The following is a 16,076-nucleotide window of genomic DNA, read 5'->3' on the forward strand; positions in this document are numbered from 1 at the left end:
CCGCGTCCGGTGCTGTGTCCCTCATCGTCAGGCCTCCTCGACCGTACTCGTCACGACCGCCGAACGGCCGACCCTTCCCGCGGTGTTGCGGTCGCTCGGCACCGGCCACCGGCCGCTGCACCCCGCGGCCACGCGGTCGCCGCCCACGCGCGGGGCGAGGACCCCGGCGCTCGCCGTGCTCCGGTTGCCGACGACGGCCGGGCGGTGGTGCCCGCGCGGGCGGCAGGCGTCCCGGCACACCGCGGAGCACGCCGGACACACCACGGCAGGGCCCGCCCGCGGTGGTGCGAACGTCTCACGGAACGTCCCCCCTCACCACCGCGGCACGCCCGTCGCGCCACGAGCGGCCGCGCCCGGATGCGGGCGCTTACAAGAAGGGGTAGGCGGCCTCGGGCACCGGACCCGGCGCATGGGCCGGGCGGCGCCGACACGTACGCCCTCGCGCCGGCCGGGTGGTGCGCACAGTGCCGCACGGGCTCCCGCAACGGGGGCCGCACCGGCCGGCGCCACTCGGTGGACGAGGGCGCCGGGCCGGTGCGGAGCGCGAGAGCGCGGTGCCGTGTGCCCTGCGGGCCACTGGCGTGGGGGCGGCGGGCCGACGCGGTGGGCGGGACGGTTCGATGCGGCGACGGCCGGGGAGGTGGGGGTGGGGGTGGCGACGGCGGTGGGAGTCGCGATGTCCCGGCCTCCGCCCGGCGCGGGTGGCGGCTCGACGATCCCGACACCGTCGGGCGGCCGATGACCCGCCATCGACAACCGCACGGCCCGTCAAGTCAGTTGACGTACGACGTTCCGGCCGGTGAGACAGTGCTTGCGTCGTGGCGCGGCGGCGCGCTCAGTGGTGCACACTGGCAGGTGAACCGGCTCGGACCGGTGGGCCCGGGCGCCGGGCGGGCGGGCCGCGGACGCGACCGGCACTCCAACACGACCGCGCGGCGCCCCGGGCCCGACACCCCACACACCGCCCACACACCGCCCCTCACACCGACGACCCGAACACCGCCCTCCGGCCCCTCGCCGGCGCGGGATGCCGGCTCACCAGGCACCCGCCCCGGACCTCCCCGTCCACCCGCCCACGGGTCCTCGTGCGTCCTCGGCGCACCGACAGCCCCCGGCGCGGGGGCGGTTGGAGCGCACCCCCGCGACCCACCCGCACATCCACGACCCACACGGCCACCGACGAACCAAGGAGGCGAGCACACTGCTGTGGTGGCGCCGTCCCGTATGGGACGTGACAGCGATCGGCCGCGCCGCGCGCAGAGCGGCCGAGGGTCCCGGCCCCGAACGGGACCTCGTCGTCCAGTCCCTCAAGGCGGCGGGAGCGGCGCTGCTCGCCTGGGCGATCACCGGCTGGTGGTGGAACGCACCGCTCGCTCTCGTGGCGCCCTGGGCCGCCGTGGCACTCGTGCAGAGCACGGTCTACCGCTCCCTGCGCTCCGCGCTCCAGCAGGGCGTCGTCATCGCGGTCGGCACCGTGATCGGCTCGCTCGCGGCCGTGCTCACGCACGACGTGACGGCTGCGCTCGCCCTCGCCCTCCCGGCGGCCGTACTGATCGGCAACTACGCCCGCTTCGGCACCTGGGGCGCGTACGCCCCGACGACCGCCCTCTTCGTGGTGACGTACGGCTCGTACACCTGGGCGGACCTCTACCAGCGCCTCGTCGAGGTCGTCGTCGGGTCGGTCGTCGGCGTGGCCGTCAACGCCCTGGTCCTGCCGCCGGTCCACCTGCGCGACCTGGGGATCGCGATGCGGCGACTCCCGAGGGAGAGCGCGGAGCTCCTGGAGGCGATGGCCGGTGACCTGCGCGACGGGCACGCCGTGCAGCGGGCCGAGGCGTGGCACGACCGGGCCCGGCGGCTGTCGGGGACGGTGGACGAACTGCGGGGCGCCCGTACCTGGTCGCTGGAGAGCCACCGGCTCAACCCGGGAGGCAGACTGCGGCGCGGCGCGGCGCTGCCACCGGCGGAGTGGGACATGGCGTGGGAACGGATCGTCCAGCACCTCGCCGCCGTCACCCGCATGCTCGCGGACGTGGCGGCCGAGGCCGCGCAGGAACCCGGTCCGGCGGGGGCCGGAGACCGGGTGCGGCGCGCCGAGCGGCTGGTCGCCGCGACGGCGCGGGTGTGCCGGGCCGACGAGCACGCCCTCGCGCCCTCCGTCGGCGTCGGCTCACGCGCCGCCCGGCGCGGGTCCTCGGGTCCGGCCGGAGCCCCGGTCCCCGGTCGCGGAGTGTCCACCGGGGCGGCCGCCGCCGACCCGGTCTCCGACCACGAGGTCCGCGACGTGCTCGCGGCCGCCTGGGAGGCGCACGAGGGGTTGCGGAGCGCGCTGTTCGAGCAGGGCCCGGAGTCGGCCGAGGCGCTGGGAGCGCTCGTGGGGGAGACCCGCCACCTCCTGCGCGCCCTGGGCTCCACGGGCCGGGTCCCGACGCGCGCGGGGACGCCGCGCCGCCGCGCGGGCGCCCGACCGGCCCGTACCAGGCCCCCGTTGAGGGCATGGCTGCGCCAGCCGCGACGCCCGGGGGGCCGCCCCCTCATCGGGTCCCGGTCCCGCGGCCGGCGCTCCGCGGCCCGCATGCGGTGACGCCGTCGGGGCGCCGTGAGCAGGGAGAGGCACGCCTCCGGGACGGCCGGCCCCGTACGCGAGCGTGGCGCGGGAGCGGGGCCTCGGAGTCCGCGGGGACCGGTGCATGCCCGATCGCCGGAGTCCGTGCCCGCCGGACCGGACCGCGGGAGTTCGCGCTCGCGGTGCGGGGCCTGGCTTCGGGAGTTGCGCGCTCGCGGTGCGGGGCCGGGCTTCGGGAGTTGCGCGCTCGCGGTGCGGGGCCGGGCTTCGGGTGTTCGCGCACGCCGCGCCGGGCCCGCGGAGGAGACCCGGGGAAGGGCCGTGACGCGTCTCGCGGCCTTCGCATGCGTCGGTCGTGCCAGGCTGGGCACCCTCTGTTCCTGAAGCACCCGTCAGCCACTGCCCGAAACGGTCCTCGCGGCCGGGGCGGACCACCGTACGAGGGGACCGGCACGTGCCGCCGCAGCCACCGTCATCGCCCCCGCCCGCACCGCCGGGCGAGGGACCGGGCGGGCCGGGCGGCCCGGACGCCGCCGGAGTCCCGCTCGCCCTGTCCCAGGAGCACCGGCTCCGGCGCGACCTCGGTTTCTGGGGCCTGACCTCGATCGGCTTCTCCAACATCCTGGGCTCCGGCTGGCTGTTCGCCGCCATGTTCGCCGCCCAGACGGCCGGCCCCGCCGCCCTGCTGTCGTGGATCGCCGCGGGCGTGCTCAGCGCCCTGGTCGCGCTCGTGATGGTGGAACTCGGCGCGACCCGCCCGGAAGGCGGCGGCACCGCCCGCTGGCCGCTGTACGCGAGCGGGCGGCTGGTCGGCACGATGATCGGCTGGTCGGTCCTGCTGTCGGTGGGCGGGACGGCCGCCGAGATCAGCGCGATCATGCAGTACGCGGCGCACTACGTGCCGGGCATCTTCCACCACGGCTCGCTGACCTGGCCGGGGCTGGCGCTCGCGTCCGGCATGAGCGTCCTGCTGACCGCGCTGAACTGGTTCGCGGTACGGATGTTCGCGCGCCTCAACAACCTGGTGTCCCTGCTCAAGGTGATCATCCCGCTGCTCACGGTCGTCGCGCTGTTCCTGTCGGGCACGCACGCGGGCCGGCTCACCGACACCGCCCACGGCGGCTTCGCGCCGTACGGGTACGCCGCCTGCCTCACCGCGCTCGCCGGCGGCGGCATCGTCTACTCCGTCAACGGGTTCCAGGCGCCGCTGGACTTCTCCGGCGAGGCGCGCAGGCCCCGGCGTACCGTACCGGCCGCCGTGCTGACCGGTATCGGACTCGCGGTCGCCGTGTACCTGCTGCTCCAGCTCGCGTTCCTCTTCACCGTGCCCGACGCGAACCTCGCGCACGGCTGGCAGGGTGTCAGCTTCGACTCGCCCTTCGGGCAGCTCGCCCTGCTCCTGAACCTGCAGTGGCTGGCGACGCTCCTGTACGCGGACGCCGTGATCTCGCCGGGAGGCTCGGCGTACGTCGGCGTCGCCATCGACGCCCGACACACCTATGCCCTGGCGAAGAACGGCCTGCTGCCCCGGTTCTTCATGCGGATCAGCCCGAGCTCCGGGGCGGCACGCCGCGCCCTGGTGCTCAACCTCGGGGTGATCGTCGTCTTCCTGCTGCCGTTCGGCGGCTGGCAGAGCATCGTCAGCGTGATGGGCGACATGTACTTGTTGATCTACGCCGCCTCGGCCGTCGCGGTGTCCGCGTTCCGCGCGCACGACCGGGAACGGGCCGCGGGGCTCGCCGAGGGCCGGGCCCCGGGCCGCGTGGAGGGCAGGATGCCGGGGATGCGGTGGATCGCACCGGTCAGCTTCGCCGTCGCGAGCGAGTTCATCTACTGGTCGGGCTGGCACAGTCTGCGCGTCGCGCTGCCGCTCGTCCTGGCCGGCCTGCCGATGTTCCTGCTGCTGCGCCGGCCTCCCGACGCGCGGCCGCGCGGGGTCGAACTGCGCCACGGCGCCTGGCTGGTCCTCCATCTGGCCGTGCTGACCGCGGTGTCCGGGCTGGGCTCGTTCGGCGGCACCGGCGCCCTGCCCGCGCCCTACGACTCCCTGACCGTCGCGGTCGTGTCGCTCGCCGTCTTCGTCTGGGCGGTCAGGTCGGGCGCCGACCATCTCCGTACCGCGCCGGCCCGTGTCGCTGATGGGCTGAACGGGTGAGCCGGGAGAGGATGTCAGGATGCACACACAGCACACGGGCGGGGTGATTCCGTGAACCGGTACGACGAGTACGACGTCACCGACGAGCAGTGGGAGGGTCTGGCCCAGGTCGTACCCCTGCGCAACCGGGACATGTGGCCCTCCAGGGTCGACCACCGCACCGCCCCCCAGGACATGGCGGAGGAACACCGCCGCTTCATCGTCCTGCGCGTGCAGGTCTTCGCGGACGCGCGGGAGGTGGCGGAACACCTGATCTCGCAGATCCCGGTGCTGCTCGACCTGACGGCCGCAGACACGGACGTCGCCAAGCGGATCCTGGACTTCAGCAGTGGCGTGGTGTTCGGCCTGGGCTGCGCGATGCACCGGGTCGACAGGAACGTGTTCCTGCTCGCACCGGCCGGCACGGAGGTCGAGGGAACACCGGCCGCCGCGGTGCCCGGCACGTGACAGGACCGGGGGCGGCGCGAGGCGGCACGGAGGGGGAGCGCCCCGGGGCGACGCCCGAGGAGGCGCCAGGGGGGCCGGGGAACGAACGGGGGGCGAGGGACATGCGGAACGGGGAGGACGTGACGGCCGCCGCCGGGCCGGCGCATGCGGCGCGTCCGGCTGGTCCGGCGGACACGAACGGCGCGCCCGTTGGTGCGCGTGCGGGTGCGGATACGGCAGCGGCGGGTGTGCCCGATGTGCCCGAGCTCCGGCGCAGGCTGGTGGAGTTCGCCGCGTCGCGGGGCTGGGAGGAGTACCACACCCCCAAGAACCTCGTCGCCGCGCTGAGCGTGGAGGCGTCGGAACTGCTGGAGATCTTCCAGTGGCTGACGCCCCGGCAGTCGGCCGAGATCATGGCGGATCCCGAGTCCGCCCACCGGGTCGAGGACGAGGTGGCCGACGTGCTCGCCTACCTGCTCCAGTTCTGTGCGGTGCTGGACGTCGATCCGCTGGCGGCGCTCGCGGCGAAGATCGAACGCAACGAGACGCGCTTCCCGCCCGCTGCCCGCTGAGGCGGAGGCCACGGGCGGGGCACTCGGCCGACCGGCGAACCACCCTCGTCACTCACCGGAGTGAGGGAGTTGTCCACAAGTCGTCTTTCGTCCACAGATCCTGCTTTGCCCCTGTCGCCCGCCGCACGGATTTGTCACTCTGGGTGATGCGGCGGGTGCGGGGGTGCGCTCGTCGGGACACACGACGAGGGGCGGGGGACATGGACGCGGTGAGAATCGCCGAGGCTGCACGCGACGCACTCGCGATGAGCGGCACGACGACCGAGGTGGTCGCCGAGGCCTGGCAGGCCCAGGCGCTGGCCCAGGCCCTGGGCGACCGGCTGGCGGCCGAGTTGGCCCCGCCGGCGCGATCCGCCGCGCGGGGACTCGCGGAGGCGGGGGAGCGCGGCCGGGGCCCGGCGGACCACCCGGCGCTGCGCGCGGCAGGCGGTATCAGGGCCGCCGCGCTGACGGTCCCGGTCGACGCCCCCGCCTCGCTGCGGGTGCTCGGGACACTGCTCGACGAGATCGGTACGGCGCTCGTCCTGGTCGCCACCGTCGCGGACGACGCCTGGGTCTACTGGCAGTGCATGGAGGCGATCGACGCGGCCGCCGACTCCGGCGACCGGGTGCTGGAGCTGCTGCGGATCCTGGGCCCCCGGGAGCGGGACGGACCCACCCCGGAGGCGGGCGGTACGGACGAAGCGGTGTGACGGCGGGCGGGCGCGCGGCCCGGGCGAGCGGGGCGGGGGCGGGACGGAGAGCGGAGTCCGGACGGGCGAGTACGGGGAGTCCGGACGGCGCGAGTACGGGGAACGGGGATCAGGACCAGAGGACCAGAGGACCGGCGGACGGGAGGGGCACGCGAGAACGAAGACAGGCGATCCCGAACGGCCGGCCCGGTCCGGTCGGCCCGGTCCCGGTCGGTCCGGTCCCGGTCGGTCCGATACCGGTCGGTCCGACAGCCGGTCGTGGGCGTGGTCCCGGTCGGGCCAGTGATCCCGGCCGTCCGGTCCCGGTTGGTCCGGTGGTGCCGGTCGCCCGTCCCCGGTCGGTCCGGTCCCTCCGGGCCGCGTCGGCCGGCCCGGGCCGCAAGGTGCAGGATGGGAGCATGGATCTCCGCATCTTTGCCGAACCCCAGCAGGGCGCCACCTACGACACCCTCCTCCGTATGGCCAGGGCCACCGAGGACCTCGGATTCGACGCCTTCTTCCGGTCCGACCACTACCTCCACATGGGCGATGTCGACGGGCTTCCGGGCCCCAGCGACGCGTGGATCACGCTCGCCGGCCTGGCCCGCGAGACGCAGCGGATCCGGCTCGGCACGCTGGTGACGGCCGCGACGTTCCGGCTGCCCGGTGTGCTGGCCATCCAGGTCGCACAGGTCGACCAGATGTCGGGCGGCCGGGTGGAGCTCGGGCTCGGCGCGGGATGGTTCGAGGAGGAGCACACGGCGTACGGCATCCCGTTCCCCGGCGAGCGCTTCGCCCGCCTGGAGGAGCAGCTGGACGTGGTGACGGGACTGTGGGCCACCGAGACGGGCAAGACCTTCTCGTACGACGGCGCGCACTACCGGCTGACGGACTCTCCGGCGCTGCCGAAGCCCGCGCAGCGGAAGCCACCGGTGATCATCGGCGGTCACGGGGCGAAGCGCACACCGCGCCTCGCGGCACGCTTCGCCGACGAGTTCAACCTGCCCTTCGGCTCCGTCGAGCAGACCCGGACGCAGTTCGGCCGCGTGCGCACGGCGGTCGAGGAGGCCGGCCGGCCCGCCGACGACCTGGTGTACTCCAACGCGCTGGCGATCTGCGTGGGCAGGGACGACGCGGAGGTGGCCCGCCGGGCCGCCTTCCTCGGACGCGAGGTGGACGAACTGAAGGAGAACGCCCTCGCAGGGACGCCGGGCGAAGTGGTCGACAAGATCGGCCGGTACGCGGCCGTCGGATCGCGCAGGCTCTACCTCCAGGCGATGGACATGACGGACCTGGACCACCTGGAGCTCGTCGCGTCCCAGGTGGCGCCCCAGCTGGACTGAATTGCCACGTCGGACGTCCGCTCCCCGGGCGGGCGTCCGGTTCCGGCCCGGACAGCGGATGAGGACGAGGGGGCGGGCACCGGCACCGGCCGCGTGCAGGACCCGTCCAGCGCCGGTGCTGCCCCACCCGCTCCCGAACCCACCAGGCCCGAGACCCCCACCGGCAGCGCAGACACCGTCCGGTGCACGTCGACAGGAGGCACCCCGTGCGGCCCGACCGACCGCTCGCCGCCGCCCTCGCCGAGGGCACCGTCGTCCTGGACGGCGGCCTGTCGAACCAACTGATCGACCAGGGCGCGGACCTGTCGGGAGAGCTCTGGTCCGCCCGGCTGCTCGCCGACGAGCCCGACCGGATCGAGGCGGCGCACCGCGCCTACGCCCGCGCGGGGGCGCGGGTACTGATCACCTCGAGCTACCAGGCGACGTTCGAGGGGTTCGCGCGGCGCGGCGTCGACCGTGCGCGGGCCGCGCGGCTGATGGCCCGCAGCGTCGACCTGGCGCGCGCCGCGGGCGAGAGCGTGGACGACGAGGTGTGGGTGGCCGCGTCCGTCGGGCCGTACGGCGCGATGCTCGCCGACGGCAGCGAGTACCGCGGCCGGTACGGGCTCACCGTGGCGGAGCTGACGCGGTTCCACCGGCCGAGGATCGAGGCGCTCGCCGCAGCCGGCCCCGACGTGCTGGCGCTGGAGACGGTCCCGGACATCGACGAGGCGCGGGCGCTGCTGGCAGCGGCGCGGGGCACGAGCGTCCCGGTGTGGCTCTCGTACACCGTGGCGGGCGGCCGGACTCGCGCAGGCCAGCCGCTCGCCGACGCGTTCGCCCTGGCCGCGGGGGAGGACCAGGTGATCGCCGCAGGGGTCAACTGCTTCGAGCCGCGCGAGGCGGAGCACGCCGTGGCGATCGCCGCGTCGGTCACGGGAAAGCCGGTCGTCGTGTACCCCAACAGCGGGGAGGCGTGGGACGAGCGGGCCCGCGGCTACACGGCGCCCGCCACGTTCGACCCGGCACGGGTGGACGCGTGGCGGTCGGCCGGCGCACGCCTCGTCGGCGGCTGCTGCCGGGTCGGCCCCGACGTGATCGCCCGCCTCGCCGAAGCCGCCCGATGACGCGCTCGGCGCGCCCGGGTGCCGGCCCGGCACGGCCGCCGACACCGGGGCGGAGATCCCCACGCGCGTTCGTCGCGGCGGCCCGCCGCAGCGAACTCCCCACCCGCGCGGCACGGCAGAAAACAACTGGGCAACGGACACCGCGACCGGCACACTCGATCATGTGTTCCTGACGATCTCCACCACCGGCACTCCCGCGCGTCCCGCGACGGACCTCGGTTTCCTGCTGCACAAGCACCCCGAGCGCGCGCAGACGTTCTCCACCACGCACGGAACGGCGCACGTCTTCTACCCCGAGGCGACCGAGCATCGGTGCACGGCGGCTCTGCTCCTGCAGGTGGATCCCGCGGCGCTCCTCAAGAAGGGCCGGGGCACGCGCCGGGACTCCTCGCCCGACGTCGCGCTCGCGCGGTACGTCAACGACCGGCCGTACGCGGCGTCCTCGTTGCTCGCCGTGGCGCTCGGCGCGGTGTTCAGGACCGCGATGAAGGGCGAGTGCCGGACGCTGCCGGAGCGCGCGGCCGCGCCGCTGCCCCTGCGGGTCGAGGTGCCCGCCGTGTCCGCACGCGGCGGGAGCGAGCTGGTGAAGCGCCTGTTCGAGCCGCTCGGTTGGAGCACGGTGAGCGCCGAACCGGTGCCGTTGGACGAGCAGTTCCCCGAGTGGGGCGAGTCGCGGTATGTCCAGCTCGCCCTGGAGGGCGAGATGCGGCTGTCGGACGCGCTGCGGCAGCTGTACGTCCTGCTGCCGGTGCTCGACGGCGCCAAGCACTACTGGGTCGCGCCCGACGAGGTGGACAAGCTCCTGCGGGCGGGGGGCGGTTGGCTCGCCGACCACCCCGAGCGCGGCCTGATCGCCCTGCGCTATCTGTCGCGCCGCCGGCATCTGGCCCGCGAGGCCACCGAACGGCTCGAACTCGTCCGCCTCGCGGACGCCGACGACATCGAGGTGGAGTCGCTGGACAACGCCGTCGAGGAGCCGTCCGGGCCGGAGCCGGGGGACCTCACGGACCCGGACGCCGGCATCGAACTCGGCCTCGGCACCGACGCCGTGGCCGCCCTCGGCACCCTCGCCGACACCGACACCGACACCGACACCGACACCGACACCCACACTGGCACCAACACCGGCACCCACACCGACAACGCCGCCACCCCGAGCACCGGAACCGGCACCCGCACGGCCGCCGGCGCCTCTACCGACGCGCAGCCGCAGCCGCAGCCGCAGCCGGAAGCGGATGCGGATGCGCGGCCGGACGCGAGGCGAGACCCGGAGCCCGGGCGTGAACCCTCGCTCGCGCGGCAGCGGCGGGATGCGATCCTCGGCGCGCTGCGCGCGGCCGGCGCCTCCACCGTGCTGGACCTCGGCTGCGGTGAGGGCTCACTGGTCCGGGAGCTGCTGAGGCAGCCGGGCGTCAGCCACGTCACCGGGGTGGACGTGTCGGTGCGCGCCCTGACCATCGCCGCGCGCAAGCTGAAGCAGCACCGTATGAGCGAGCGCATGGCGGCCCGCGTGACCCTCACGCAGGGCGCGCTCACCTACACCGACAAGCGGCTCGCCGGCCAGGACGCGGCCGTGCTCAGCGAAGTGATCGAGCACCTCGACCTGCCGCGGCTGCCGGCGCTCGAGTACGCGGTGTTCGGTTCGGCCCGGCCGCGCACGGTCGTCGTCACCACGCCGAACGCCGAGTACAACGTGCGGTGGGAGACGCTGCCCGCGGGGCACGTGCGCCACGCGGACCACCGCTTCGAGTGGGGCAGGGAGGAGTTCCGCGCGTGGGCGCACCGGGTCGGGGCCCGGTACGGATACGGCGTCGCGTTCACCCCCGTGGGGCCCGAGGACCCCGAGGTCGGCCCGCCGACGCAGATGGCAGTGTTCACGATGACGGAGAAGGAGGCGGCATGACCGGCACACAGGACGCGGCGCCCCTCGCCGCGGGCGGACGGCGCCTCGCCGTCACGGACCTCTCGCTCGTGGTCCTCGTCGGTGCCACCGGCTCCGGCAAGTCCACGTTCGCTCGGCGGCACTTCGCGCCGACCGAGATCGTCTCCTCGGACTTCTGCCGTGGGCTCGTGGCCGACGACGAGAACGACCAGTCGGCGTCGAAGGACGCGTTCGACGTCCTGCACTACATCGCGGGCAAGCGCCTGGCCGCCGGGCGGCTGACCGTCGTGGACGCCACGAGCGTGCAGCCTGAGGCACGCCGGCAGCTCGTCGCGCTCGCCCGCGAGCACGACGTCCTGCCGATCGCGATCGTGCTGGACCTGCCCGAAGAGGTGTGCGCGCGGCGCAACGCGGAGCGTCCCGAGCGCTCCGGCATGCCCCGCCGGGTGATCCAGCGGCACCGTCGCGAGCTGCACCGCTCGCTGCGCGGCCTGGAGCGCGAGGGCTTCCGCAAGGTGCACATCCTGCGCGGCGAGGAGGAGGTCGACGCGGCGGAGATCGTCCGCGAGCGCCGCTACAACGACCTGCGCCACTTGACCGGCCCGTTCGACATCATCGGCGACGTGCACGGCTGCTGTGCCGAGCTGGAGTCCCTGCTCGCCGCCCTCGGCTACCAGGACGGCGTGCACCCCGAGGGCCGCACCGCGGTGTTCGTGGGCGACCTCGTCGACCGGGGCCCCGACACCCCGGGCGTGCTGCGCCGCGTCATGGGCATGGTCGCCGGCGGCACCGCGCTGTGCGTGCCCGGCAACCACGAGAACAAGCTGGCGCGGTGGTTCAAGGGCGCCGACGTGCAGCACACGCACGGGCTGGCGGAGACGGTCGAGCAGTTGGAGAAGGAGGACGACGCGTTCCGCGCCGAGGTCCGTGCCTTCCTGGCGGGTCTCGTCAGCCACTACGTGCTGGATGCCGGCGCGCTCGTCGTCTGCCACGCGGGCCTGCCGGAGAAGTACCACGGCCGCACCTCGGGCCGGGTGCGTTCGCACGCGCTGTACGGGGACACCACGGGCGAGACCGACGAGTTCGGGCTGCCGGTGCGCTACCCCTGGGCCGAGGACTACCGGGGGCGTGCCGCCGTGGTGTACGGCCACACCCCGGTGCCTCGCGCGTCCTGGATCAACAACACGATCTGCCTGGACACCGGCGCGGTCTTCGGCGGGCGGCTGACCGCGCTGCGCTGGCCGGAGCGCGAGCTGGTCGACGTGCCGGCCGAGCGCGTCTGGTACGAGCCGGCGCGGCCGCTGGCCACCGCGGCGCCCGGTGGGCGGGAGGGGCGGCCCCTCGACCTCGCCGACGTGAGCGGGCGGCGCGTCGTGGAGACGCGCGGCATGGGACGGCTCGCCGTGCGCGAGGAGAACGCGGCGGCGGCACTGGAGGTGATGAGCCGTTTCGCGATCGACCCGCAGCTGCTGGTGTACCTGCCGCCGACCATGGCGCCCACGGCCACCTCGGAGGACGGGGAGTGGCTGGAGCACCCGGCGGAGGCGTTCGCCCAGTACCGGGACGAGGGCGTGGAACGGGTCGTGTGCGAGGAGAAGCACATGGGGTCGCGGGCCGTGGCGCTCGTGGGGCGCGACGCGGACGCGGTGCGCGAGCGGTTCGGCGCCGACGGCCCGTCGGGCGCGCTGTACACGCGGACGGGCCGGCCCTTCTTCGACGACCCGGCCATGACGGAGGCGGTGCTGGCGCGGCTGCGGGACGCAGTGACCGCCGCCGGGCTGTGGGACGAGTTCGGCACGGGCTGGCTGCTGCTGGACGCCGAACTGCTGCCGTGGTCGCTGAAGGCCGCGGGTCTGCTGCGCTCCCAGTACGCGTCCGTCGGCGCCGCGGCGGGGGCGGCCTTCCCCGCGGTCGAGGCCGCGCTCGGGGCGGCGCTCGCCCGGGGTGTCGACGTGGGTGCGCTGGCTGCCGGGCAGCGGGAGCGGGCCGCGGACGCGGCCTCGTTCACCGAGGCGTACCGCCGCTACTGCTGGCCGACGAGCGGCCTGGAGGGCGTGCGGCTCGCGCCCTTCCAGCTGCTCGCCGCCGAGGGGCGCAACCTGACCGCCGAGCCGCAGGACCGGCAGCTGGAGTGGATCGACCGGCTGGTCGAGCGCGACGCGAGCGGCCTGCTGCGCGCGACGGCTCGGCTGATGGTCGACACGGGTGACGAGCAGTCCGTGCGCTCCGGCATCGAGTGGTGGACCGGCCTGACCGCCAACGGCGGCGAGGGCATGGTCGTCAAGCCGCTCCAGGGCCTCGCGACGGACGCGCGGGGGCGGCTGCTCCAGCCCGGCCTGAAGGTGCGCGGCCGCGAGTACCTGCGGATCATCTACGGTCCCGAGTACGCGCGGCCGGAGAACCTGCGGCGGCTGCGCGGCCGGACCCTCGGCCACAAGCGCTCCCTCGCGCTGCGCGAGTACGCCCTGGGCGTGGAGGCGCTGGACCGGCTCGCCGAGGGCGAGCCGCTGTGGCGGGTGCACGAGGCGGTCTTCGCCGTGCTCGCCCTGGAGTCCGAGCCGGTCGACCCCCGGCTGTAGCGGCCGGCCGTCCCGGGCGGTGACCGTCCGGGACGGCCGGGCGCGCTGCCGGGGCGGCGCGGATTGCGGGCGCCGCCGGGGGGTGAACCCCTGGTCGCGCGGTCAGGATGGAGGCATGACCTTCCATGTCGATTCGGAGACCGGGCGTCTGCGCCGCGTCATCCTGCACCGCCCCGGACTCGAGCTGAAGCGGCTCACCCCGCAGAACGCCGACACCCTGCTCTTCGACGACGTGCTGTGGGTGCGCCGCGCGCAGGAGGAGCACGACGGCTTCGCCGGGGTCCTGCGGGAGCGCGGTGTCGAGGTGCACCTCTTCGGCGACCTGCTGCGGGAGTCGCTGGCGATCCCCGCGGCCAGGAACCTGATCCTGGACCGGGTCTTCGACGAGAAGGAGTACGGGCCGCTCGCCACGGACCACCTCCGGGCCGCCTTCGACGAGCTGGACGCCGCGGAACTGGCAGAGGCGCTGGTCGGCGGGGTGACCAAGCGCGAGTACCTGGCCGCCCGCCCCGAGCCCACGTCGGTGCGCTTCCACGTGATGGAGCCGGACGACTTCCTGCTGGACCCGCTGCCGAACCACCTCTTCACCCGGGACACCTCGGCGTGGATCTACGACGGGGTGTCCATCAACGCGATGCGCCGCCCCGCCCGGCGCCGCGAGACCGTGCACTTCGAGGCGATCTACCGGCACCACCCGCTGTTCGTGCGGGACGCCGCCGGGCCGTTCCACTACTGGTCCCAGGGGCAGGACGACCACCCGTCGACCATCGAGGGCGGCGACGTCCTGGTCCTCGGCCACGGCGCGGTCCTGATCGGCATGAGCGAGCGCACCACGCCGCAGGCCGTGGAGATGCTGGCGAGGGGGCTGTTCGCGGCGGGCTCGGCGGACGTCATCGTGGCGCTGGACATGCCGAAGCGCCGGGCGTTCATGCACCTCGACACCGTGATGACGATGATCGACCAGGACACGTTCACGCAGTACGAGGGGCTCGGCATGCTCCGCTCGTACACGATCGAGCCCGGTGACGGCGGCAACGAACTGAAGGTCACCGACCACCCGCCGGAGCACATGCACCGCGCGATCGCGGCGGCCATGGGCCTCGACTCGGTGCGGGTGCTGACCCCGACGCAGGACGTGCATTCCGCGGCGCGCGAGCAGTGGGACGACGGGTGCAACGTGCTGGCGGTCGAGCCGGGTGTCGTCGTGGCGTACGAGCGCAACTCCACCACGAACAGCCATCTGCGCCGGCACGGCTTCGAGGTGATCGAGATCCGGGGCAGCGAGCTGGGCCGCGGCCGGGGCGGCCCGCGCTGCATGAGCTGCCCGGTGGAGAGGTCGGCCGTGTGAAGCTGTCCGTGTACGCCCGGCGAATCCCGGGGCCCGTCATGTCCGCCGCCGGGATCCCCCCGCGACCGCCCGCCGCCGCCCGCCCCGGGCGCAGCCCGGGCTCCGAGCGCGCCCCGGACGCGCGACGGCCGGCCGGGAACCGGGTCTGTATATCCATGCGGTATGTCGTATATAGTTACGACCTGCGCCGCCGCCCCGCGCCGCGTCGTGTCCGACCCGCCCGCCGCCGAAACCCGGAGCACGTCCCATGGCGATACACCTCCCTGGCCGTCACTTCCTCAAGGAGCTCGACTTCACCCCGGAGGAGTTCCGCGGTCTCGTCGACCTGGCCGCCGAGCTCAAGGCGGCCAAGAAGTCCGGCACCGAGGTGCAGCGCCTCCGCGGCCGGAACATCGCGCTGATCTTCGAGAAGTCGTCCACGCGCACCCGGTGCGCCTTCGAGGTGGCCGCCGCGGACCAGGGCGCCGCCACGACCTACATCGACCCCGCCGGTTCCCACATCGGGACGAAGGAGTCCGCGAAGGACACCGCCCGCGTCCTCGGCCGGATGTTCGACGGCATCCAGTACCGGGGCGACGCCCAGGCGACGGTGGAGGAACTCGCCGCGCACGCGGGAGTGCCCGTCTTCAACGGCCTCACGGACGACTGGCACCCCACGCAGATGCTCGCCGACGTCCTGACCATGACCGAGCACTGCGCCAAGCCGCTCACGGAGACGAGCTTCGCCTACCTCGGCGACGCGCGCTTCAACATGGGCAACTCGTACCTGATCACGGCCGCGCTGCTCGGCATGGACGTCCGGATCGTGGCCCCGCGCGCCTTCTGGCCCGCCGAGGACGTCGTGACGGCCGCCCGGAAGGCCGCCGAGACCAGCGGCGCCCGGCTGCACCTGACGGAGGACGTCGCCGAGGGCGTCGCCGGCGCCGACTTCGTCGTCACGGACGTGTGGGTGTCGATGGGCGAGCCGAAGGAGGTCTGGGACGTGCGGATCGCGGCCCTTTCCCCGTACACGGTCTCGATGGACGTGCTGCGCGCCACCGGGAACCCGGACGTGAAGTTCCTGCACTGCCTGCCGGCCTTCCACGACCTCGGCACCCAGGTCGGCAGGGACATCCACGAGCGCTACGGCCTGCGGGAGCTGGAGGTCACCGACGAGGTCTTCGAGTCGGAGCACTCGGTCGTCTTCGACGAGGCGGAGAACCGGCTGCACACCATCAAGGCCGTCCTCGTGGCCACGATGGGCGACGCGTAGGGCCCACGCGCCGGGCCGAGTCCCTCGCCGGACCGCCTCCCGCCTCGCTGGACCGCCGGACCGCTGGACGGCCGGACCGGGTCGGGGCGCGCGATCAGGCGTGCGGCCTGTGCGGTGCCCAGCGGGCGCCCGCGGGCCGGTCCCCTGCCTGGTGGCGGCCGCTCTCGGCCGCGGCG

11 protein-coding genes are annotated in these 16,076 nt (G+C 74.6%); all 11 read left to right on the plus strand.

Annotation, left to right across the window (positions count from 1 at the left end; translation table 11 throughout):
- Positions 1-1,231: 1,231 nt before the first annotated feature.
- Positions 1,232-2,584 (plus strand): aromatic acid exporter family protein, encoded by a 1,353-nt coding sequence (locus L1885_RS10900; RefSeq protein ID WP_235796849.1) that lies wholly within the window; start codon positions 1,232-1,234, stop codon positions 2,582-2,584.
- A 532-nt stretch (positions 2,585-3,116) separates the two neighbouring features.
- Positions 3,117-4,721, plus strand: a complete 1,605-nt coding sequence (locus L1885_RS10905) for an APC family permease (protein WP_235796859.1) — start codon at positions 3,117-3,119, stop codon at positions 4,719-4,721.
- Positions 4,722-4,772: 51 nt separating this feature from the next.
- On the plus strand, positions 4,773-5,168 hold the full coding sequence (locus L1885_RS10910) for a cell division protein SepF (protein WP_235796850.1): 396 nt from the start codon (positions 4,773-4,775) through the stop codon (positions 5,166-5,168).
- 236 nt (positions 5,169-5,404) lie between these two features.
- On the plus strand, positions 5,405-5,719 hold the full coding sequence (locus tag L1885_RS10915) for a nucleotide pyrophosphohydrolase (protein WP_308117303.1): 315 nt from the start codon (positions 5,405-5,407) through the stop codon (positions 5,717-5,719).
- A gap of 200 nt (positions 5,720-5,919) precedes the next feature.
- Entirely contained in the window at positions 5,920-6,411 is a 492-nt protein-coding gene (locus L1885_RS10920) for a DUF6099 family protein (protein ID WP_235796852.1), read from the plus strand.
- Positions 6,412-6,809: 398 nt separating this feature from the next.
- Positions 6,810-7,733: an LLM class F420-dependent oxidoreductase gene (locus L1885_RS10930; RefSeq protein WP_235796853.1), complete on the plus strand. Its 924-nt coding sequence runs from the start codon at positions 6,810-6,812 to the stop codon at positions 7,731-7,733.
- A gap of 206 nt (positions 7,734-7,939) precedes the next feature.
- Positions 7,940-8,839 (plus strand): homocysteine S-methyltransferase, encoded by a 900-nt coding sequence (gene mmuM, locus L1885_RS10935; protein ID WP_235796854.1) that lies wholly within the window; start codon positions 7,940-7,942, stop codon positions 8,837-8,839.
- Positions 8,840-9,002: 163 nt separating this feature from the next.
- Complete coding sequence (locus L1885_RS10940; protein ID WP_235796855.1) at positions 9,003-10,742, plus strand: 3' terminal RNA ribose 2'-O-methyltransferase Hen1; 1,740 nt, start codon at positions 9,003-9,005, stop codon at positions 10,740-10,742.
- Positions 10,739-13,300, plus strand: coding sequence for a polynucleotide kinase-phosphatase (locus L1885_RS10945; RefSeq protein WP_235796856.1), 2,562 nt, complete (start codon positions 10,739-10,741; stop codon positions 13,298-13,300). Before L1885_RS10940 ends, L1885_RS10945 begins: the two co-directional genes overlap by 4 nt.
- A 115-nt stretch (positions 13,301-13,415) precedes the next feature.
- Positions 13,416-14,648 (plus strand): arginine deiminase, encoded by a 1,233-nt coding sequence (locus L1885_RS10950; RefSeq protein ID WP_235796857.1) that lies wholly within the window; start codon positions 13,416-13,418, stop codon positions 14,646-14,648.
- Between the two features lie 247 nt (positions 14,649-14,895).
- Positions 14,896-15,900, plus strand: coding sequence for an ornithine carbamoyltransferase (gene argF / locus L1885_RS10955; RefSeq protein WP_235796858.1), 1,005 nt, complete (start codon positions 14,896-14,898; stop codon positions 15,898-15,900).
- Positions 15,901-16,076 lie beyond the last annotated feature (176 nt).

The sequence above is a fragment of the Streptomyces fuscigenes genome, assembly GCF_021556455.1.
GTDB lineage: Bacteria > Actinomycetota > Actinomycetes > Streptomycetales > Streptomycetaceae > Streptomyces > Streptomyces fuscigenes.

Coding starts and splice junctions, on each gene's coding strand:
- L1885_RS10930 (WP_235796853.1), top strand. CDS start 6,810: ATGGATCTCCGCATCTTTGCCGAACCCCAGCAGGGCGCCACCTACGAC.
- L1885_RS10920 (WP_235796852.1), top strand. CDS start 5,920: ATGGACGCGGTGAGAATCGCCGAGGCTGCACGCGACGCACTCGCGATG.
- L1885_RS10945 (WP_235796856.1), top strand. CDS start 10,739: ATGACCGGCACACAGGACGCGGCGCCCCTCGCCGCGGGCGGACGGCGC.
- L1885_RS10950 (WP_235796857.1), top strand. CDS start 13,416: ATGACCTTCCATGTCGATTCGGAGACCGGGCGTCTGCGCCGCGTCATC.
- argF (WP_235796858.1), top strand. CDS start 14,896: ATGGCGATACACCTCCCTGGCCGTCACTTCCTCAAGGAGCTCGACTTC.